General features: G+C 59.6%; 21 protein-coding genes, 4 tRNA genes and 1 pseudogene. 2 read left to right on the top strand and 24 right to left on the bottom strand.

The features are described from left to right. Positions 1-39 precede the first annotated feature (39 nt). Positions 40-354: a hypothetical protein gene (locus tag AC0JZ4_RS13325; protein WP_471886845.1), complete on the top strand. Its 315-nt coding sequence runs from the start codon at positions 40-42 to the stop codon at positions 352-354. Here AC0JZ4_RS13325 and AC0JZ4_RS13320 read toward each other — a convergent pair. The 22 genes and pseudogenes from AC0JZ4_RS13320 to AC0JZ4_RS13215 form a co-directional block, all read right to left on the bottom strand. Then, positions 351-527 (bottom strand): annotated as a pseudogene (locus tag AC0JZ4_RS13320) (phage tail assembly chaperone); the annotation flags it as partial. The gene AC0JZ4_RS13325 and the pseudogene AC0JZ4_RS13320 overlap by 4 nt on opposite strands. A gap of 26 nt (positions 528-553) precedes the next feature. Further along, complete coding sequence (locus AC0JZ4_RS13315; RefSeq protein ID WP_471886844.1) at positions 554-913, bottom strand: hypothetical protein; 360 nt, start codon at positions 911-913, stop codon at positions 554-556. Between the two features lie 3 nt (positions 914-916). Beyond that, on the bottom strand, positions 917-1,348 hold the full coding sequence (locus tag AC0JZ4_RS13310; RefSeq protein WP_471886843.1) for a phage tail tube protein: 432 nt from the start codon (positions 1,346-1,348) through the stop codon (positions 917-919). Between the two features lie 31 nt (positions 1,349-1,379). Further along, the gene (locus AC0JZ4_RS13305) at positions 1,380-1,787 is read right to left on the bottom strand and encodes a DUF3168 domain-containing protein (protein ID WP_471886842.1); all 408 of its coding nucleotides are present in this window, start codon (positions 1,785-1,787) and stop codon (positions 1,380-1,382) included. A 2-nt stretch (positions 1,788-1,789) separates the two neighbouring features. Then, positions 1,790-2,278 carry an HK97-gp10 family putative phage morphogenesis protein gene (locus AC0JZ4_RS13300; protein WP_471886841.1) on the bottom strand — a complete coding sequence of 163 codons (489 nt, stop codon included), beginning with the start codon at positions 2,276-2,278 and terminating at the stop codon, positions 1,790-1,792. Then, entirely contained in the window at positions 2,275-2,619 is a 345-nt protein-coding gene (locus AC0JZ4_RS13295) for a head-tail adaptor protein (protein ID WP_471886840.1), read from the bottom strand. The genes AC0JZ4_RS13300 and AC0JZ4_RS13295 overlap by 4 nt, the downstream gene beginning before the upstream one ends. Continuing rightward, positions 2,616-2,801: a hypothetical protein gene (locus AC0JZ4_RS13290; RefSeq protein ID WP_471886839.1), complete on the bottom strand. Its 186-nt coding sequence runs from the start codon at positions 2,799-2,801 to the stop codon at positions 2,616-2,618. The genes AC0JZ4_RS13295 and AC0JZ4_RS13290 overlap by 4 nt, the downstream gene beginning before the upstream one ends. Before the next feature lie 17 nt (positions 2,802-2,818). Continuing rightward, positions 2,819-2,998 carry a hypothetical protein gene (locus AC0JZ4_RS13285; protein ID WP_471886838.1) on the bottom strand — a complete coding sequence of 60 codons (180 nt, stop codon included), beginning with the start codon at positions 2,996-2,998 and terminating at the stop codon, positions 2,819-2,821. Continuing rightward, a complete protein-coding gene (locus AC0JZ4_RS13280) occupies positions 2,998-3,351 on the bottom strand; it encodes a head-tail connector protein (protein WP_471886837.1) in 354 nt (117 codons plus the stop codon). Before AC0JZ4_RS13280 ends, AC0JZ4_RS13285 begins: the two co-directional genes overlap by 1 nt. A gap of 118 nt (positions 3,352-3,469) precedes the next feature. Next, the gene (locus AC0JZ4_RS13275; protein ID WP_471886836.1) at positions 3,470-3,712 is read right to left on the bottom strand and encodes a hypothetical protein; all 243 of its coding nucleotides are present in this window, start codon (positions 3,710-3,712) and stop codon (positions 3,470-3,472) included. A gap of 44 nt (positions 3,713-3,756) precedes the next feature. After that, positions 3,757-4,965, bottom strand: coding sequence for a phage major capsid protein (locus AC0JZ4_RS13270; protein ID WP_471886835.1), 1,209 nt, complete (start codon positions 4,963-4,965; stop codon positions 3,757-3,759). 9 nt (positions 4,966-4,974) lie between these two features. Next, positions 4,975-6,093 carry a S49 family peptidase gene (locus tag AC0JZ4_RS13265; protein WP_471886834.1) on the bottom strand — a complete coding sequence of 373 codons (1,119 nt, stop codon included), beginning with the start codon at positions 6,091-6,093 and terminating at the stop codon, positions 4,975-4,977. Between the two features lie 9 nt (positions 6,094-6,102). Continuing rightward, positions 6,103-7,329 (bottom strand): phage portal protein, encoded by a 1,227-nt coding sequence (locus AC0JZ4_RS13260; protein ID WP_471886833.1) that lies wholly within the window; start codon positions 7,327-7,329, stop codon positions 6,103-6,105. Beyond that, a complete protein-coding gene (locus AC0JZ4_RS13255) occupies positions 7,329-9,227 on the bottom strand; it encodes a terminase large subunit (protein ID WP_471886832.1) in 1,899 nt (632 codons plus the stop codon). The genes AC0JZ4_RS13260 and AC0JZ4_RS13255 overlap by 1 nt, the downstream gene beginning before the upstream one ends. Next, positions 9,187-9,570, bottom strand: coding sequence for a hypothetical protein (locus AC0JZ4_RS13250; protein WP_471886831.1), 384 nt, complete (start codon positions 9,568-9,570; stop codon positions 9,187-9,189). Before AC0JZ4_RS13250 ends, AC0JZ4_RS13255 begins: the two co-directional genes overlap by 41 nt. A 425-nt stretch (positions 9,571-9,995) precedes the next feature. Beyond that, entirely contained in the window at positions 9,996-10,259 is a 264-nt protein-coding gene (locus AC0JZ4_RS13245; RefSeq protein ID WP_471887885.1) for an HNH endonuclease, read from the bottom strand. Between the two features lie 647 nt (positions 10,260-10,906). Next, positions 10,907-10,982: transfer RNA gene (locus AC0JZ4_RS13240), tRNA-Trp, on the bottom strand. A 7-nt stretch (positions 10,983-10,989) separates the two neighbouring features. Next, positions 10,990-11,064, bottom strand: a tRNA-Phe gene (locus tag AC0JZ4_RS13235). 8 nt (positions 11,065-11,072) lie between these two features. Next, positions 11,073-11,146 (bottom strand) — tRNA-Ala (locus AC0JZ4_RS13230). Positions 11,147-11,150: 4 nt separating this feature from the next. Further along, a tRNA-Asn gene (locus tag AC0JZ4_RS13225) sits at positions 11,151-11,226 on the bottom strand. A gap of 426 nt (positions 11,227-11,652) precedes the next feature. After that, complete coding sequence (locus tag AC0JZ4_RS13220) at positions 11,653-12,429, bottom strand: hypothetical protein (protein WP_471886830.1); 777 nt, start codon at positions 12,427-12,429, stop codon at positions 11,653-11,655. A gap of 166 nt (positions 12,430-12,595) precedes the next feature. Further along, complete coding sequence (locus AC0JZ4_RS13215; RefSeq protein WP_471886829.1) at positions 12,596-13,012, bottom strand: VRR-NUC domain-containing protein; 417 nt, start codon at positions 13,010-13,012, stop codon at positions 12,596-12,598. A gap of 517 nt (positions 13,013-13,529) precedes the next feature. Here AC0JZ4_RS13215 and AC0JZ4_RS13210 point away from each other — a divergent pair. Next, the gene (locus AC0JZ4_RS13210) at positions 13,530-13,796 is read left to right on the top strand and encodes a CRISPR-associated endonuclease Cas2 (protein WP_471886828.1); all 267 of its coding nucleotides are present in this window, start codon (positions 13,530-13,532) and stop codon (positions 13,794-13,796) included. Positions 13,797-13,824: 28 nt separating this feature from the next. Here the strand turns inward: AC0JZ4_RS13210 and AC0JZ4_RS13205 are convergent, their stop codons facing one another. Next, on the bottom strand, positions 13,825-16,185 hold the full coding sequence (locus AC0JZ4_RS13205; RefSeq protein WP_471886827.1) for a bifunctional DNA primase/polymerase: 2,361 nt from the start codon (positions 16,183-16,185) through the stop codon (positions 13,825-13,827). A 154-nt stretch (positions 16,186-16,339) separates the two neighbouring features. Next, a complete protein-coding gene (locus tag AC0JZ4_RS13200) occupies positions 16,340-17,941 on the bottom strand; it encodes a DNA cytosine methyltransferase (protein WP_471886826.1) in 1,602 nt (533 codons plus the stop codon). Between the last annotated feature and the right edge of the window lie 92 nt (positions 17,942-18,033).

Below are 18,033 nucleotides of genomic sequence, written 5' to 3'. Positions count from 1 at the left end.
ATCCTAGAAATGAGGAAGCCCGCGCGATGGCGGGCTAGAATGGGGCGCGTCGTGAAATACGCTGTAGTGTTGCTGTTGCTGTCGGCCGCGAGCGCAAACGCTCAAACGATCGTCGACAAATCAGCTGAAAATCTCGATGAAACCGCCGTTGCGGCAATGGTTGAGGATGTATCGGCAACATTTGCCGATCCTCTGGCTGTGCAATTCAAGTCGCTGCGGCCACGCGATGGAGATGCGGGGTCGATCTGCGGACTGGTGAATGCCAAGAATGCCTATGGAGGCTACGCTGGCTTCAAGCCATTCCGCTACATCATCGACCGCCGCAAGATCTACGTCGGCAACACTGGCTGCTAACCGTACTTTTCGAGCAGCGCAGCCATTTCACTCTGCTTCGGAGCCTCCGGCTCAGCTTCGCCTCCCTGCGCTTCGTTGTGGCCGTTGATTGCCTCAAAGAACTCAGTGAGCGTCGCAGCCCAGAAATCGGCAGGCCTCCATTTGAGGCCGCCGATCCCAATACGCATCCATTGCCGCCAAGGGAATGGATCTTCCTTCGCTACGCCGCCTTGTCGACGGCTTCCACGTTTCCCTCGTCTTCCTCATCGAAGTGATGAGCAAGAACGGCCATGAACGCGACGCGGCAGGCGCCGAAGTGGCTTAGGTCGAGAATTTCGATGGCCTCGAGCGGCTTGCCGCGGATTGTCAGAAGCTCAATGGCAGCAACGGTGGCGGAAACCTCAACATCCGAAAGGCGGATGAATAGGTCATTGAGCGATTTGCACTGCAGTCGGCTAGAAAGTGCCGATAGGCGCTTCATCTCGGCCGCGATGACCAATGGCACCTCACCGACCCATAGGGCTACTTCGCCACGCGCTTCATTGACCGCCAGTGGGAAAGGCTTCTCCTCTACAGCCATCGATTACGCCTCCGCTTCGAAGGTCGGAACCGAGGACGCGACGAACGTGGCACTGAATTCCATGTTCGGCTCGACATCACCGCTGAACGAAAAGTCCGTAACCATCCACTCGCCTTCGTATGTGCCATCGCCAGGGACGATGACCTGCGCATTGAACGATTCCGATGCGCGGACCTTGTCGAGAAATGCCTTAGAGGCGACACTCGAAACGAAGTTGCCCGAACCAGTGAAGGTTCGGTTGGAAATGCCGGGCCGGCTGGTCTTCACGACCGGGCCGCCGGGGTTGGTGCAGCTCGGGATCGTAGTATCGATCTCCGTCGCCGACATATTGAAACTGCGGGTCTTGAGACCGCAAAGATTGATGAATACTTCCGGGTCTGCGCCGTCGCCGATCTTAATCAGCAACAGGCGGCCAAGCTGCTGGCCTTCTGCCATAGCGGTCTCCTGATGTGGTGTGGTTGGTCGGCTAAGCCAGCGGCTTTTCCGTATTGGCGACGAGCTCAATGACCGCGTGCGAGGTCAGGCCGTCGGCGTCGCGGAAGATCCGCGTCCGTTGGTGCATGATCGAAACCAGGCGATTGGTCGGTAGGACCAAGGGCGCGAGATGCAGGCTATCCTCGACGGCAGCGGCGATCCGCTTCACTTCCGGGTATCCGACGCCTTGAGACCACGCATGCAGCGTCAAAAAGACCTGCTCGGCTCGAAGACATGTGGCATCGTCGCGAATCGTTTGCGCCTCGCCGATCGTCACGTAGGGATAGGTGACGGGTGTCGGCGGCTGGTCATAGACCCGCTTATTGACGAGCGCCGTAAGCGGCACGTCGGAGCGAAGACGCGCGTTGATCGCACCCTGCAATTCAAGTTCGGCGGACATCGCTACCCCTTGCGGGCTTCGCGCACCGCCTTGTTGACAGCGGCGAGGATCATTCGCCGGATTTTCGGCCGAGAGGCGCGGTATGTCGGAAAGATATGTGGTTGTGCGACCGTGCCCGGGTGCATTTGCCCCTGCCCTTGCGCCGCCTGCGCCTTGCCAGCGACCGTGCCGCCGCCTTTGGCAGTGCTGTGCGGAGCAGTCCCGAATTCCAGAAAGCGCCAATAGAAGCGTGCGAAGATCCCGGTCGCGCCAGGATCTTTGGTGGCGGTGATGTTCACGCGCTCTTGAGCAGGTCGGCTCGACAGCAGATCACCCTCGATGCTTTCCATGTACTCGAGCGTGGCGCCTGTCGGCGCGCGAGTGCGGATCTCGTCGGCAAGCTGATCGGCCGCCTTGATCTTCGCCTCTGCCGTGTATTTCTCGACGTTCGGCGCCAGCTGATTAAGCCGGCGCATCAGCGCCTCGCGGCCACGCAGCTGTGCGGTCATCATGCCGCTTCACCCTGTGTCGCCAGAATATCGATGGTCCGGTTCTTCTGGTCCATGTCGGCAACCGACGTGACGTTAAAGACCCGGCGCGGATCGCGCTTGTCGACGATACGCCAGGCCGTCGTGACCTCGCGCGCCGCAGCGCAACTTGGGATGCGGACGACATAAGGTTGCGTGCCGGTCAGGCGGGCCGCGATGACAGGCTCGCTGCCCTTCATCGGGATGAGTTCCGCGGTGGTTTCGAACACGGTGGCGAAGTCGCCGGCCTGCTCGTTGCCATAGCCGTCATCAACCAGTTCGCGGCGCTGCATCAGCATGACCTGCCGGCGTTTGCCGGCGCTCATGCTCTTGCGGTCTGCCAGCCCCAGATCGACCAGGCGAAGCGAATTGCCTCCGGCCAGGAATAGCCGAGGTCGGCACCGATCTTCGCGTCGAGCACAACCTGGCCGAACGAACCGAACCATCGCAGCGGCGCAACATACCATGCGGCAGGATGCTCAATCCATGTGCCGCCAATCTGCGACAACCACGTTTCTCGTTTAATCACCTCTGCCTCTTCGGTGTAGGGACTTTGACCGCCGCGCCCTTGGCAACAGCATCGGTGGCGCATTCGCGCGTGACAGAATAGCGGCCATCCTTGAGCGGGCCGCCGTCAGGTCGATAGGCGACGTTGGTCGCTTCGCTGGCCTTCCAGACGTGGCGGCGTGTGAAGCGGACCCACATCAACAGGTCTCAGGCAGCGACCGCCAGACGCGGTACGGCGCTAGAAGCGCACGCACGGCACGCGGCAGAACTGCGTCCCCAGTCAGCTTCGGATCGGCTTCGCGCACCTCGTAGAGATCGCCAGCGACGAGAAGTATTGCGGCGACTATCGGCTTCGTCACCTTGATGGCATTTGGGTCGTAACCCTCCTCGCCCTCGGCAGGCAGCGTTGCGTCAGCTGCGACGACGATGCGGTCGAGATACTCGACGACGATACCTTCAGCGGCGCCGCCATAGAGTTCGATCTCGGCATCTTCATCGGAATGCAGCACGCGCAGGTGCGCCTTCAGTGTGTCGAGATCGATGAGTGCCATAAGTTACTCGCTGTCGGCTGGGGGATTTTCTGCCGGTGCCTGCCGCGCCTCGGGAGTGGGTTCATCCGGCGGGTCGACAACTACCACGCCAGCCCCGATGTAGCTGGCGACGCGGCGCTTACGAACCTTCGTTGACAGCATCGGCCTTCGCCTTTCGCTTCGGTCGCTCAGACGAGATAACCGGTGGCTCGACGTCTTCGACGACAGGCGCCTCTGCTTCACCGACGATGGTGACGAGGCCTTGGGCCTCAAGCAGCTTCGCTTCACCTGCCTCGACCGTGAACGGGTCACTCTTCTTGGTCTTCAAGTCTTTGCCGACCGCGAAGGTACGGATGGCTTTGACTTCGAGATAATCAGTCATGGGATCTCCTTTCGGAAACGGGGAGCCGAAGCTCCCCGAACCAATTAGGCGCCTTCGACGTCGCCGGTGACGAAGGATTCGGGACGGAACACAGCGAACGCGAGGCGCTCTTCGGCGCGGATCGTGAACATGTTCTTCTCGAAGTCGTCGACGTTCTCGCTGGACAGCAGAACCTCGATTTCCATGCGGTCGAAGATCTGAGCAGCGAAGGAGAATGCGCCGGTGAGGAACTCACCTGCAGCCATGGCCTGCGTCGACACAACCGGAAGGTTCCAGAGCGTCGGCGTGAGCGAGCCCTGTGGATTGCCGATGATGTAGTTGCCGCCGGCATCCTTGGTTAGCTCGATCTTCGCCCAGTCGATTGGGTTCAAAACGAAGGCAGTCGCCGGGTACTCGGCGAGGACGACCTGAAGGACGGCCAGACGCAGACGGTCGATGCCAGTCTCGTCGGCAGCAGCAAAGGCCGGATTGAAGGCAGTCGCCTGTGGCACGAGGCCGTGGATGTTCTGGCCGGTGCCAGACCCGTTCAGCAGCTGGCTCTCCTCGGCGAAGCGCAGACCGTAGCGGGCGCGGCCGTCGATGTAGGAGCGAAGCGCCGGAGCATCGTCCAGAATCTGGCGGGAGGCCTTAAAGAGGTGCGCGATCGTGCGGACCGGCGCGGACGTCATGTCGAACGTCAGATCCGAATACGGCTTCGCGGTCGTTTCAGCGACCGGAGCGGCGTTGTTCGTGTAGCCGGTTTCCTTGACGTACTCGATCGAGCTCGACGCAGTCTGGCCGGGCAGGACGAGGTCGCGGATCGTGAGCTGGCGTTCCGGAAGGCCGAAGATACCTGGGACGCGAGCGCCAGGTACAAGCGAGGTACCCTGCGAACGGCCCGCGCCGACGGTCGTGTTGGCGGAGGTGATGGCAGCACGGTCGGCCTTGACGCGGATCGAGCCGCGCGAGGCGCCGGTGAGCATGCCGGCCTTGTATTCAGCAGAATCCAGAACGAGATCGCCGAGCGACTTGTGCTCGTCGACGCCATCTTCCTTCTCGCGAGCCGCACGCTTTTCCAAGTCGCCAAGGCGAGTGGTCACGGCGCCGAGTTCAGACAGAGCCTTGTCGGTCTTTTCCTTCAGCTCGGCCGAAACCTCGCCGTTGGCGGAAAGCTTGGAAGTGAAGTCGGTGGCTAGGTTGCCGACCTGCTCCTTGATGGAGGCAAGCGAAGTACCGAGCTCGCCGATCTTATCGGCAAGTTGATTGTCAGCCATGGTGGCTCCTTATCGAATTAGTGGTGATTTTGCTTCGGCTAGAAGCCGGTCTAGGGCTGCCAAAGCAGCAGCATCCGCATCGACGTCAGGAGCCCCCTGACCATCCTTGAGGTAGAGCCGAGCGGCCCGCTCTGCCTCAGAGCCCGTCAAACCCATCAGTCCCCTGATGCCGTTTTCGAACTCGCGTTTCGTGATTGGTTCGCCGGCTGCCATCTTTGCCGCCAACATGCTGGCGGATTCGGCGCGTGCGGCGTTCGCTGACTTGATGCGACGGATCGACGGCGGCTGCGTATCGGCGCCAAAGCGCTCAAGCGTCTCGTCGAGCGTGGCTATCCTGTCGACCATGCCGCGATCGAACAGCGCCTCGGCGTAAAACACCCTGCCCTGCCCGTATCCGTCTTCGACCTTGCCGACCGTCGTGCCGCGGCCCTCCGCGACGGCTGCAACGAACCGGTTATAGGACCGATTGACGCCATCCTGCACATGCACGAGCGTTTCCTTGCTCAGCGGCTCGGTCTCGTTGCCTTCGACCTTGTGCTTGCCGGCAGAAATATAGGTCCGCTTGATGCCACGCTGCTCGAGAGCGGCGGAAACATCGTCGTGAGCCGTGTAGACGCCGATCGAACCGGCGCGGCCGGAAGGCGTGACGACAATTTCGTCGGCCGAAGATGCGACCCAGTAAGCAGCGCTCGCTGCAAGGCTGTTGACCTGGGCGATAATCGGCTTTTCGCCACCGCGAAGCTTACGGATCTCCGTTGCGAGCTCATCTGTACCAGGCACGGTGCCGCCGGGGCTGTCGACATCGAGAATAACGGCCTTCACGTCGTCGTTCGCGAGCGCCGAATGGAGCGCCCGCTTGATGCCGGCGTAGGACGTGCCGCCGCTCATCGCCGAAAACAGGTCCATTTTCTGCGCCAAAACCCCATAAACGGGGATAATCGCGACTTTGCCGTTGGTTTCAGCGATTTCCTTGGATCGAGCGTCGTCAATCGACGCCGCAAGCTCAGTGGAAACGAATTTCTCGCCTTCGGCGCGCGCGACAAGAATATCGGCCAAAACACCGAGTTTTTCGCGCTGAATCGCCCAAGGCTCGGCCAAAAAGGCCGAGATAAGGTGTTCGAACTTCATGATTTGTCCTTACGCAGCGCGCGCTGCAGGCGTTGTAGGCTGCGCAACCGGCTCTTGGCCGAGCTTGTCGAGTGGCGTCATCGTGCCGTTGACGATCGACTGGTCACCACCGGCGACAGGCGCCTTGTTTTCGTAGGCGCGGGCCTCGTTCACGGTGTAAGTGCCCGACTGAACCATCTTAGATAGGAATTCAGCCCTTGCGGAGCTATCACCGCGCAGAATGCCTTCCATGCTAAACTTTACGAACACGGATTTGCGCGTCTTACTATCCAGAAGGTCTCGGTAAATCGCGGATTCGATGCTTTTTACCAGTGGCCCGAGGCACGTCTTGGTGAACTGCAGGATCAGCTGCTCAATGCCGCTGCCCCATGTCGTCGTACCATTAGCTGCGTGGCCAATCATGACCGGCGGCACGCCGAAGATGCGGCAAATCTGCTCCACACTGTATTGGCGCGTCTCCAGCATTTGCGCATCTTTTGGATCGATCGTCAGCTGCTGGTATTTGAGACCGGCCTCAAGTACAGCGATCTTGCCAGCCCGGTCGGATCCGGCGAACTGGCCTAGAACGTCGCCAAGCTGCTTGCGCTGCTCAGCCTTGAGAATCTGGTCAGACGAGAGAACGCCCGCAACCTGAAAGCCATTGGCGAACATCTTGCCGGCCACCCGCTCGCCCGCCAAAGCATTGCCGATGGCATTGCGCACGACGCCGATGGGAGACATTCCACGGTCGCAGCCTGGGAGCGTCGCCCCTCGGACGTGGAACATCCTATTTTCTGGGATGCGGCGCTTCTTGCCGTCCTCGGTCAACTCATAATAGCGGTTGTTGCTTCGGTCGCGACAGACATTCACCGCCAAGGGCGGCAGCGGATTGAGCGCGACTAGCTTCTCGCCGTTGAATTTCTTCTCGGCGAAGAAATTTCCATCTAGGCAGAGGCAAAGTGCAGCCATTGCCCAGAAATCCGACGCGGTGTCGTCCATGTTGGGCATGTCATGCAGAAGCTCGTAGAGGATTGATTCATTGTCGACGGTCACGCCGTCAGCCTTGTAGACCAGGCACGGCAGCATCACGACCGCGTTGCGGATAAGATTGACGCAAGCCCACACAGCATCGAGCTGCAACGAGCTTTCGATCGTCACGCATTCGCCTGACGTCGTGCCGAGGCCAAAGAAGCCACGCCAGAACTCGCCATCAGTGAGTTTGATGGGCACTCCGCGCCATCTGTCGAAGAGGCCCATTAGATCACCATAACCATGTTGTTGATGAAGTCGCCGATATCAGGCCCTGGCTCAGCCATGCCGTCCAGCGCTGCGCCAACCGCCATCGCCGCGGCTACCGCCGGGTCAATACGAACAGTCGACTTCTTTTTCGAGAACCACTGATTGCCCATGAGAGGGTCAGTCTCGATATGGACGCCCATTAGAGCACCAAGCAACACCGGTGATCGGCGGAGCCTGATGCGCTCCTCAAGAATGAGCGTCTCGAGTGCCGATACGGAACCTGGCATCCATAGCCCGAGAGGAGGATCCAAGCCGGCATCCTTCGCCGCCTGCACTTTCTCGTCATCTGGCTTGGCGCGCTTCTTGCCGCCCTGTGGATGCATCACCGTGTTGAGCTCGATCCCGTAGTTGTCGAGCTCCTCCTGGAACTTGTCGTAGACGTATTTGTCGTACGCCAATATCCCGATGCCATGCTCGACGCTCAGGCGGGCAAATAGAGCCGCCACGTGGTCATATCGGACACGCGCCCCCTCAGGAGCGTTGATGTATCCCTGCTCCCACCACAACCGGTAAGGCACGTGGTCCACCTTGCCGCGCTCGTCCATCGTGTCGCGAGGCGTGAAGGCCTCGATCCACAAGTCGAAGGTAGGTAGGTCGGCTTCGGTGCCGTCGGCGCGCAGCACGCGCTTGCTGCCGGTTTCCACAACGAAGGCAGCAGCGGTCAAATCCTTGGCGCCGGACAAGTCGAGTCCGGCTGCATTGATCAGCTTGCCAGCATGCTCCTCATACGGATCGAAATCCGCCATCACCTTCTCTAAGATCGGGCGTGGTATCCATGCAGTGTCCGCCTCCGTCCAGACGCAGAAGTGCAGCCTGAGAATGCCGTTCCGCTTCGATGGAATGTCGCGCGCCTGGGCAACGACACCTTCGATGTACTCGTACTTGAGCGTGACGCCGAGCAGCGGGTTGGCCTTGATCCAGCACGACGGGTCCGTGAACGGGTCGTCGCCTTTGTCGAGTGCGCAGACGTAGGAGAACGATTCCTCGCCCGCCTGCCCCAGCACCTCACCGACATACGTGAAGTCGTCGTCAGGCGTCCTGGTGCCGGCCGCAACCTGCACTGCCCACTGATGCTCGGCCCAGCAGACGCTGTTACGATCCGAACCGGAGTTCGTGATCATCAGCAACAGAGGCTGGTCGCGGAATTTGAAGCCGCGCTCGAGCATCTCAAGGGTCTTGCCGTCTGGGTGCTCGTGGATCTCGTCGCACAACGCGACGTAAGGACGAGGACCACTGTGCGCCTGCTCGCGAGAAATCGGCCGATAGAACGACCGGCTCTTGAGGTCGGCCAAGTTCCAGACCGGATTGCCTCCAGACGGCGTCAGCCTCGACTTCAAGGCCGGCGACTGCTCGTACATGGCGACCGAGTCGCGAAAGAGAACGAAGGCCTGCGCCTTGTCCTTGCCGGCGGCGTATATTTCCGCGGCAGCCTCGCCGTCTGCAGTCATGCAATAAAGACCGATCGCGCCGGCCAGTGGCGACTTGCCCTGCCCTTTTGCCTGCTCGATGTAAGCGCGCCGAAAGCGACGCACGATCTTGCCTTCGTCGTTGGTGCGCTTCCATCCAAAGATAGAGCCCGCGACGAATGCCTGGCTGGGCTGCAGAATGAATGGCTTGCCTTCGAACTGGCCGCCGTTGAGGCGCAACACGTCGCGGCAGTAGCCGATAAAACGGTTTGCGGCCGCGAGATCCCAGATCAGACCGCGCTTGTGGCCGTCCGTCATGTCGGCCATGTGCCGACGGCAAGCGTTACGGACGTGCGGCCCAGCGACGATGTCGCCACGGACCACAGCCTCAGCGTAATCCGTGACAGGATCAGGTGAAGTACTGGTCGGCAGGGTCTTTTTCTTCGCCACTAGGCTTAGCTCCCGCCTTCGATGCATCCGCCGGTGTCGCGCCCATCTGGCCTAGGCACTGCCTCAACAGGTTCAAAGCCTGCACGCCAACGTCCTCGCCGGCCATCAGCCTTCCGCGGACGTAACTTGCAATTTCCACCAGGGCACGGTGCGAGCTGTTCAGCCACGGGATCTCCGTGGCGATGACGCGCCATGCTTGCTGTTGATTTTCAGGCATCCACAGCGGCGGGTCGCCAAGATCCTCTGCGACTTCCGGCTCTTGCCGTTCCTCAAACTTCTTTCGCCGAACGGCAGCCTGCCCGGTTGCCGCGGCCTTCGCCTTCGGCGTCCGTGGCCTTGCCATTTTCAGCTCCTAGCCCCTCTAGGGGTCATATTTTGAATTGGAAAAATGCGCGCGAATGACCCACGCCGTTACCTAGGCAGGGCATGTTGCGACTTTGCAACACCCCCCGTCATTCGTTGCAAATGTGCAACACAATCACAATGGCCATCCATCCGGCCCATATCGGATCACAACCTTGCCGTGGTCTTCGAGCTGGCCACGCGAGGAGTGGCAAGGCTTGCAAGTCGAGACGAATGGTCCCGTCCAAAATAGATCCTCGTTACCTTTATGAGCGATTGCGTGATGCACCTCGTTCGCAGCCGTGACCTCTTCCCTCTCCAAGCACCACTCGCATAGTGGGTGAAGCGTCAGCTGCGCATCACGAATCCTTCGCCATCGCGCTGACTTGTACAGATGCAGCCATTGACTACTGGCTCGATGCTTGCTCATACGACCATAGAAAATAGATTTGGCTGGTCAGGCGGCGCGTTGCTCTTGTCTGCGTTGCATCTGCGACATGCGCACTGAGTGTTCATGTAGCTGTGAGCGCCACCAAGACTAAGCGGCATGACATGATCCAACTCAGGAGCCTTATCGTCGTACGAGCCACGCAACTTACGTGGCGTCTTTACGCCGCAAATCTGGCATCGCCACTTGTCGCGCTCGAATACCTTGATGGGATCAACAGTCTCCACCAGAGCGCCGCGCATTCGGGCACGCTCTTTCTTTCGTTTACGTCGACGCGAGTTCTTCGATGAACATGCCTGCGAACAATAGACTGATCTCTTGTCACCATACGATGTGGAGAATGTCGATCCGCATTCGGCGCAGAGACGTGGCGCTCGCATGATGTTATCATTGGCACACACGTAACGTGCTCTGCGGCACGCGTCGGAGCAAACTTTAGACCTGGCACCGACACTGAGATTGCCTCTGCACACGGTGCATTTCGACATATTGATGGTGAAACTGACCGAAAAAACAGTCTCAGCCACGCTAAGGAGGTAAGGGTCTACATAAGGCTCAGGTGACTTCCCGCCGGTGGCTCCCGCCGCGAACGCACATTCACGCGAACAAAAGCGGCCCGCATTCTTGCGGCTTACTTTCCGCCGAAACACTGCTTCGCAATGTTCGCAGGTGCGCTCGGGAGCATTGGCGTGCCTCAGTTCGTTTTCACGAGCTAGGTTACGCTTGCGCGGCTTTGGAGAATTATCATTGGCGGCAACGGGGCCGCCGAAAAGTGCATCCATCAAGGTCTCGACTCCTTGTCGACCTCATGTGAAAGCGGGTGAGCCGAAGCCCACCCGCGACACCAGCGCAAGAGGTCGAGAATTGCGCCGATCAGGTAATGTTCAACTGGCGCAGCGCCGCCGGGATCGAACCGACCTATACGGTTTTGGAGACCGTTGCCTCAACCACTCGGCCAGACGCGCATTGGGTTGGTGCGACGAGATGGGATCGAACCACCGCGCTCCGGGCTTCAACCGGAAGCTCTTCCGACTGAGCTATCGTCGCATGGAAAATGGTGGAGCGTGTCGGAATCGAACCGACCGGCAGCAATCTTGCAAGGATTACCCGCTTACCCAGAGCACGTCCCGTATTGGCTGGAATGGATGGTATCGAACCATCGACCTAGTGATTAACAGTCACCCGCTCTACCGTCTGAGCTACATTCCAAGAAAACAAAAGCGGCAGGGAGCGCAGCGCCTGTAGCGTCGCCATGCTCTACCTGCCGCAGGACTGCCTGTCGCGAGAGGAGGCGCGCCAGGCAATGGGTGATAGATGGGAACGCTTAGGCCTTGGCGATAAGTCGTTCCCTGCATCCAGCCACTGCTCGTCAGCAGCGCCCTCACGTTATTTCGTGACGTTAGGCATGCGCTCGCCATGGTGACGGTACAAAACCCGGCACGATAGAAAGCACAGAGGGCTAGGATGCTCATGAGTGATGTGGCGCCGTACTCAGTGCACGATCTTATCGGCCACATATAGTTACGCCCGGCTCATCGCTGGCCGAGCGTCCGTCGCAACATCGGTGCGCCCGGATAGATGTGGGGCACCTATCGGCAACCCCTTCACCTATACAGGTGGCAACTTCGCAGAAAGTCAGGCCGACTTGGCGTATCGCGCCAATTCAAGCGCTTCTGCGAAATCATCGTTTGCTGCGATGAGGAGACGCCTTCCCGCTTCGATTGCGTACTGGCCTTTGAAGCCTCTGGCCTGTCCGATCTCCTTGAGGCTCTTGGCCTTGCTGGCGTGCGTCAGAACGTCGAAGTGCTCGTCTGCCATGTATCCGACTGCGTCGTGCCATGACCTGCGCTGCTCGGTTTCCGAGACGACGTCCTGCCAGGCCATTGATCCACCACCGGCGCATGTCGTCTTCCGCATACCGAGGAAGCTGTCCGCCACCTTCTGAGATCCGCATGGAAGACCATCGGGATAGCGCGTGATTAGCTTACTGACATCTCCGGCCTTGGCATAGGCGTCCGCCAACATCCGCTTGGCGTCTTCATGGCTGATCTGCTGCCTTGGCTGCCGCTTCTTCGTCGCTTTGAGGTATCTGGGTTTCTTCGTACCAAACATCTCGACGAAATAGTCATTGCTGTCCGTGAGTTCCTGGGGGTTCTCATCGCCGCCTCGCTGAGCGCGCTCCTTGTCGGACGTGCCGAGCATGGCACCGGTGGGCATGCGATCCTGGAAAGTGACAACCTTTCCGTCGATCGTAACCTTCATGGCCTGCTCGGTCTGTGTGCCATCGGAGAAACGTAGGCGACCTATGCGGACGGTCTGGCCAGCGTCGTTCTTCTGGACCGGGCCAGCCTTGATCTGCTTCATGATCTCCTCGACCGATGGCGAGATGTCCCACAGCTTCTCGGTCTTCATGTCCGCGACATCTTCCGGATTGTTGTCGTTCGCGGGTGTGACGGTCCAGTTGGTCTCGATTGGCTCCGGCTCGTGATCGGGAGCCGTTGCGAAGATGAGCGTTGCAGCCAACTGCTCTGCCAGTGATCCGTGTCGGGCCATGCGGTCTCCTCTGTGGTGGTGGTGGTTAGGCGGCGAGCCAGCTTTTGACTAAATCGACCGTCCGCTTCGCCGCTTCTTCCTTGCTGGCCACTTTGAGCGTGACGACCGGATGACCGAGCTTGGATAGAAGCGGATGACGGATGCGCTGGCTTTTCGTGAGCACGCCCTCGGCGTTCTTGTACTCGATCAGCTTGAGGACGCCGTTGGGCAGGTAAATCCGAAGATCCGGGTCGCCGGCTGCAATGCCGGTTGCAGTTGCCTTCATGGCAGCCTGGCGGCTGCGGTTGTCGCCGTTCATGTCGGCGGCAATGGTGAAGCTTGGCCGGCCTACGTTGTCGTTTGTTGCGACCCTCTCGGCGTCGCCAGCATATTCCGGCATCGACTTAAGCGCAGCGACTGCAGCTGCCTGGAGGATCCACTCTTCGACCGGCGCGTCGGTCACCGTGACCTTCGTTCCGGATGCCGTCGTGGTCTGGGTGATGCGGACCTTGCGACCTTGGTAGCGCGTGGTCTGCGTGGTTCTCTGGGGAGGAATTTTTGCCATGCCGATTTAGTAGGCGGCGGCGGTCGCTGGTCATGCCGGGGTGACGAAAAAATCCGGGGGGAGGCGTTTCGTCCTTTCCTCCCCTGTATTCTACACAAATCAGGAAAATAGGTGAAAATACACTACTTACTATAACGTAGAAGATAAAAGATGAAAGTATATATATAGATATTATATTATTGAATTCATTGGGTTTTTCGGAAAAACTTTTGTCTTTTTCCCGTTAGGACGAAAGTCGGACAAAAGGACGAAAGAAAGTTTCGTCCTAGGATGAAAGTCGGCGTTTAGGACGGAAGTTTAGACGAAAGAAAAAGGGCGGGATTGGGGCTCTCAAAAATTGTAAGGTCTGCATCTTCAACCTTGCATTTGGACATCCTACATCGTGGTTGTTCAACGATGGCTGGGAGGCCAATGCATGGCAGTCTATGTAGTTACTTATGACTTGAATTTGGAGAAGAAGCGACCGGATATTCTTAAGGATATCCGCAAAGGTAGCTGGGTTCAGCTATCCGAGTCGTCCTACGCGATAGAGACCGCCGAAACTGCGGTTCAGGTCTATGAGCGTCTAAAAAAGCATCTGGATGGAAACGACACCCTGCTTATTATCCCGATTAGGCAGACCTACTGGGGTCAAGCCTCCAAGGCAACAAATGACTGGCTGACAAGTAAGCTTCCTCGCTAAATAAAAAGGGCGCCTTTCGGCGCCCTCATCATCCTATCCATATCAGACGCCGTGATGGCCGCCCTTTGGTTTTCTCCTCACGCAATTCCACTCGCCCGGTCTTGCATAGATCCTTCACGATCTCATCGCGTTGCCAGCCGTCGATAGCCTTGCACTTGTCCGCAAGCTTTCCTTCGGTGATGCCGCCCTTTGATTTGCGGATCAGTCCCTCGATCTTCTTGTAGTTCGCCTCGCGCTGGTTGTCCGCCAATCGCTCTCCGACCTCCGACAGCATGGATGCGGCGCAGGTCCACGCCACGGCAGCCGCCCACTCGAATACTTCCTCATTGATTACCGGCTCGACCGGATCACGGCCGACCGCCACCACGATGGCGAGCTTGATGGCGTTCTCAACGATACGTCGGACGAATGGCTGCGCCTCGGCGGCAACCGCCCTCTCCTTCTCCTCGATCGTCTCCTTGACGGCTCGGAGCAGGCTTTCCGCGTCCGGCGTCCATGGGATGACGTACGGCTTCACCTCCTTTGATGAGGTATCGGCCACATAACCCGCCTTCGCAAGGTTTCCACGCTTCTTGGCAACATCGATGCCCGCAACCACGGCCATGCGCTCCATGAGGAGATATGGAACGTCACGCACGGTCTTCGACGGTTTGACCACGGCCGGCTTTGCGCCGGTAACGTGAAACAAGATCAGGCGAGGCAGAAGTCCGTCTTCTGCGCTAGACGAAGACAGCGCCGACCAAAACTGCTCCGGCGTCGATGTGCCGTGGACGCATAGGATCGGGTTATAGATCCGCTTGGGGGGCGTGCCGCGATAGGCCGCGCCCTCAAAGAAGGTCGAGCTCGCCGAATAGTAGTCGCGCAAGTCCGTCGATATCGCCCGCTGGTGGCTGCCAGCCTTTCGGTCGGTAATGTCGCGGATGAAGCCGCCGAACTCGTCGATCTGGCAGTTGACTGATTGATTGGCTTCGAGCACCTCACGTAGAGCCGAGGCGGACATGATACGCGCCGGGCCACTGTACTTCTCGAATACGCCATGGTCCGACATTAGCAGCCGCTTGATCTGCGAGCGCGCGTGATCCTTGCCGAAGCCCGAGTCAGCCAGGGCAACGGAGTAGATGTTGGGGCGCGTGTCTCGACTGGTCGTCGAGTATCGGGGGCCGCATAGCGAAGCGACAAAGGGCAGTACGGCCGCAAGCGCCAAAGGCCGGCTCGGCTGCTCGGCTGAAGAAACGATCCAGTCGATGAGATCCTCGACCAGCCCGCCCGGGTAGGTCAGATCCTCAAGCTCGCGCACCGCCTCGAGCTTGTATTCCGGCAGCTCTTCGTCTTCCTGTTCGGTGGCGAGTTGAATGGGCTCTGGCTTCTCCCGCTTCGCCAGCGAGTTCGCCACCATCCGCTCGGTGTCGATGGAAGGCGTGCTATCTGCCGTGGTCCGCTCCGGAATGACGCGCGGGTTCACGATGCCAGCCTTGAGTCCGTTATCGATCGTCTTGCAGCACTGCGTCCAGTCTCTGCCCCACTGGCGCGCGACGTCCTGAAGAAGGGCGCGGGCGTCCGACTCGCGAAGCGCACCGGCGCCGACCAGCGTGCCGAGCGAGTAGGAGGCCTGGTTGAGGCGGTTGTTGCGGCCACCACCCATCGGCACGGATGCCGTCTCCTCAAGCTCGAGCCGGATCGCTCGCTCGATATAGGCGTCGTTGGTACCCGGCTCATAGCTGTAGTCGACTGGCGTCGACGTGGCCGGCGGTGGCGTCACGAGTTCGAGTAGCCATTCGGGGGCGTCAACGATCTCCGGCAGTCCTTCGCCATCGAAGTCCACCCAGACATACTCGCGGCCGTCACCGGTGCGGCTGCCGGGGGCGATGACATAGCCTCCGGAACCACGGACATCGAGACCCGCGCCGAGACCGCCGCGATTGCGAACGGATGGGACGTGCTTGAAATAGTAGTGGGTGCCGCCGCCGGCGGTTTTAGCGCGAGCGGTTTCGGGGAGAATGCCGTGCTGATCTTCCAGCGCAGAAAGTGTCTCGTAGCCGTTGATAACGTTGCCGTTCTCATCCTTGTGAACATCGACGTCGAGCACCCAAGCGCCCAGCTGCTCGCCGGTGGGAATGCCGACCATGGCGTCGGGATAGTTGTCCCACATGCGTTGGACAAGACCGCCGTTGACGGTTGCACCCTTGAATCCATTCGAGCGGAGTGGCGTCTTTGCCTTGAGGACGAGTATCTCGCCCGTCTCCTCGTCGACCTGATCGGTGACCTCGTCCGCGGCGCGGCACGGGAAGACCGATACGCCATGATAGACGTATGAGAGGGCGAGGTCTTTGGGGGTGGTGGTAGGTGTGATAGGATCAGGCATAAACCCTCCGGAGATATCGGCATGCATCAGCAACGATATGACATGCGCAAGGAAGACGACGGCTCGTGAACGGTCTTCGACATCGAGACCGGTGAACCGGCAGAGGTCGAAAACGTCCCACAGATCGGGTTAGAAATGGAGCAGGCCGATGATTTGACCGACCTGCTCAACTATCTAGAGACTAAGCGGCGCAAAGAGATTGCGCAGTGATGTTGTCGTTGGCTGCAAGCTGCATAGCCAGGCGACGGCCTAGCCAAGCAAACTTCGGCACGGCCCAGCTGTTACCGAGCGCCTTGTAGCGTGGGCCGTCTGGGCACTGGTCGGCTGTCTTCTTGCCCCAAGGGATAGCAGTGTAGTCGTCGGGAAAGCCCTGCAGACGTTCGCACTCGACGGGCGTAAGGCGACGAACGGCTGAGGTCAGTATATGCGGTTTGTCGCCACCGCCTTGGCTGGAGCCGAGCGCCGTCGCGACTTCACCACCGAGTTCTGCGGTTGCGCCGCCGTCACGGCCTCTAATGGCGACAGTAACAGCATGAGCTTGTCCGCTTGCCATCAAGTTGTACGATGTGCCGTCCGACGCGATGCCCATGCCGGGATCTCGGATCCGCGATACGCCAGCGGCATCAACACTTGGCGTTTTTGCGTCGCCGGTGCGGCCGATTGCATCAGCATGGATGCAAACAATAGGCGTTCCGCGACCCGTACCATCCTCGCTGGCGTCGGCACCTTCCGCCTTAAGCGTGTGTGCGACTTCGCCAGTGACACTGACGGCAATGAAGTGACCAGCCACAGCACCTTCTGGTCGGCCTCCTGCACCACCGGCGAAGCTATCCTTACACAGCGCCCCTGCGACCGCCACCATCGTCGTGGTCTCATAGTCCTGGGACGATCCTTCGCGCGTTGCGACGCAACGCGCTATTTCAGGGGCAAAAACCAACGCCTCAGACCCTCCCGCGCAGTCGCCGCCCTTGGCGCGCAGTGTTGGAGCTCCTGGACCGTAGTCGGAATGACCGCGCAGGACGGCCGTCTCAACCAACCCGCCATCTAGGTCGAAGTCGGTTCCGAGTCCGCCACCGCCCTTAGTGCGTGCGCTAATTGTGAGGGCAACGTCTTTCCCCTTTTCTCGGCTCGGCGGAGAATACCGGCGCAGGCCGTCCTGCTCAAAAAGAACCTCTGCGGGATCTGCCCCGTTTCCAAAATCTGCGACAACGATGACACGGCGGCGTCGTTGGGCCACTCCGAAGTATTGAGCGTCGAGGACACGCCAGGCGGCAGTTCCTTTTGGTCCAGAGACCATACCCGCACCGCCCCACTTTCCTCTTCGCGGTGGCTCGATGGCGGAATCCGCTCCCACAAGTCCGGCAAGGAAGCATCCGAAGGCATTGTCTTTGGTGCTGAGGACGCCGACGACGTTTTCCCAGACGACATTCCGAAGTCCATTGCTAGCTGCAAGCTCATGCGCAAGCCTCACGAATTCGAGTGACAAGTTACCTCGCGCATCGGCGAGAGACCGGCGAAGGCCAGCGACGCTGAATGCCTGACATGGCGTGCCACCGGCTAAAATGTCCACGCGACCCAGCGTTCGGACGTCGATCTTGGTGAAGTCGCCGAGGTTCGGCACATCAGGGTAATGGTGCTTGAGTACAGCCGACGGAAAATTCTCGATTTCCGAGTAAGCTACGGCGCGCCAGCCTAAAGGATGCCAAGCGACCGAGGCGGCCTCGATGCCGGAGCAGACCGAGAGATAGGTCAGGCCGGTGTGGTTGTCGTTTGCGTGCTTCATTTCACCATCCTGTCAACTATGACTACGACAGCGACGACGACAGCCGGCGACCACGCCAAGGCGACAAGCAATGCGCCCATGATTATGCGGTG

Source organism: [Rhizobium] kunmingense (genome assembly GCF_977018605.1).
The sequence above is the reverse complement of the archived record's forward strand: the minus strand, read 5'-3'. Positions and strand labels throughout refer to the sequence as shown.

Excerpts from the sequence above, each read along its gene's own strand:
- AC0JZ4_RS13325 (WP_471886845.1), top strand. The coding sequence starts at position 40 with ATGGGGCGCGTCGTGAAATACGCTGTAGTGTTGCTGTTGCTGTCGGCC.
- AC0JZ4_RS13315 (WP_471886844.1), bottom strand. The coding sequence starts at position 913 with ATGGCTGTAGAGGAGAAGCCTTTCCCACTGGCGGTCAATGAAGCGCGT.
- AC0JZ4_RS13310 (WP_471886843.1), bottom strand. The coding sequence starts at position 1,348 with ATGGCAGAAGGCCAGCAGCTTGGCCGCCTGTTGCTGATTAAGATCGGC.
- AC0JZ4_RS13305 (WP_471886842.1), bottom strand. The coding sequence starts at position 1,787 with ATGTCCGCCGAACTTGAATTGCAGGGTGCGATCAACGCGCGTCTTCGC.
- AC0JZ4_RS13300 (WP_471886841.1), bottom strand. The coding sequence starts at position 2,278 with ATGATGACCGCACAGCTGCGTGGCCGCGAGGCGCTGATGCGCCGGCTT.
- AC0JZ4_RS13295 (WP_471886840.1), bottom strand. The coding sequence starts at position 2,619 with ATGAGCGCCGGCAAACGCCGGCAGGTCATGCTGATGCAGCGCCGCGAA.
- AC0JZ4_RS13285 (WP_471886838.1), bottom strand. The coding sequence starts at position 2,998 with ATGTGGGTCCGCTTCACACGCCGCCACGTCTGGAAGGCCAGCGAAGCG.
- AC0JZ4_RS13280 (WP_471886837.1), bottom strand. The coding sequence starts at position 3,351 with ATGGCACTCATCGATCTCGACACACTGAAGGCGCACCTGCGCGTGCTG.
- AC0JZ4_RS13275 (WP_471886836.1), bottom strand. The coding sequence starts at position 3,712 with ATGACTGATTATCTCGAAGTCAAAGCCATCCGTACCTTCGCGGTCGGC.
- AC0JZ4_RS13270 (WP_471886835.1), bottom strand. The coding sequence starts at position 4,965 with ATGGCTGACAATCAACTTGCCGATAAGATCGGCGAGCTCGGTACTTCG.
- AC0JZ4_RS13265 (WP_471886834.1), bottom strand. The coding sequence starts at position 6,093 with ATGAAGTTCGAACACCTTATCTCGGCCTTTTTGGCCGAGCCTTGGGCG.
- AC0JZ4_RS13260 (WP_471886833.1), bottom strand. The coding sequence starts at position 7,329 with ATGGGCCTCTTCGACAGATGGCGCGGAGTGCCCATCAAACTCACTGAT.
- AC0JZ4_RS13250 (WP_471886831.1), bottom strand. The coding sequence starts at position 9,570 with ATGGCAAGGCCACGGACGCCGAAGGCGAAGGCCGCGGCAACCGGGCAG.
- AC0JZ4_RS13245 (WP_471887885.1), bottom strand. The coding sequence starts at position 10,259 with ATGCGCGGCGCTCTGGTGGAGACTGTTGATCCCATCAAGGTATTCGAG.
- AC0JZ4_RS13220 (WP_471886830.1), bottom strand. The coding sequence starts at position 12,429 with ATGAAGACCGAGAAGCTGTGGGACATCTCGCCATCGGTCGAGGAGATC.
- AC0JZ4_RS13210 (WP_471886828.1), top strand. The coding sequence starts at position 13,530 with ATGGCAGTCTATGTAGTTACTTATGACTTGAATTTGGAGAAGAAGCGA.
- AC0JZ4_RS13205 (WP_471886827.1), bottom strand. The coding sequence starts at position 16,185 with ATGCATGCCGATATCTCCGGAGGGTTTATGCCTGATCCTATCACACCT.
- AC0JZ4_RS13200 (WP_471886826.1), bottom strand. The coding sequence starts at position 17,941 with ATGAAGCACGCAAACGACAACCACACCGGCCTGACCTATCTCTCGGTC.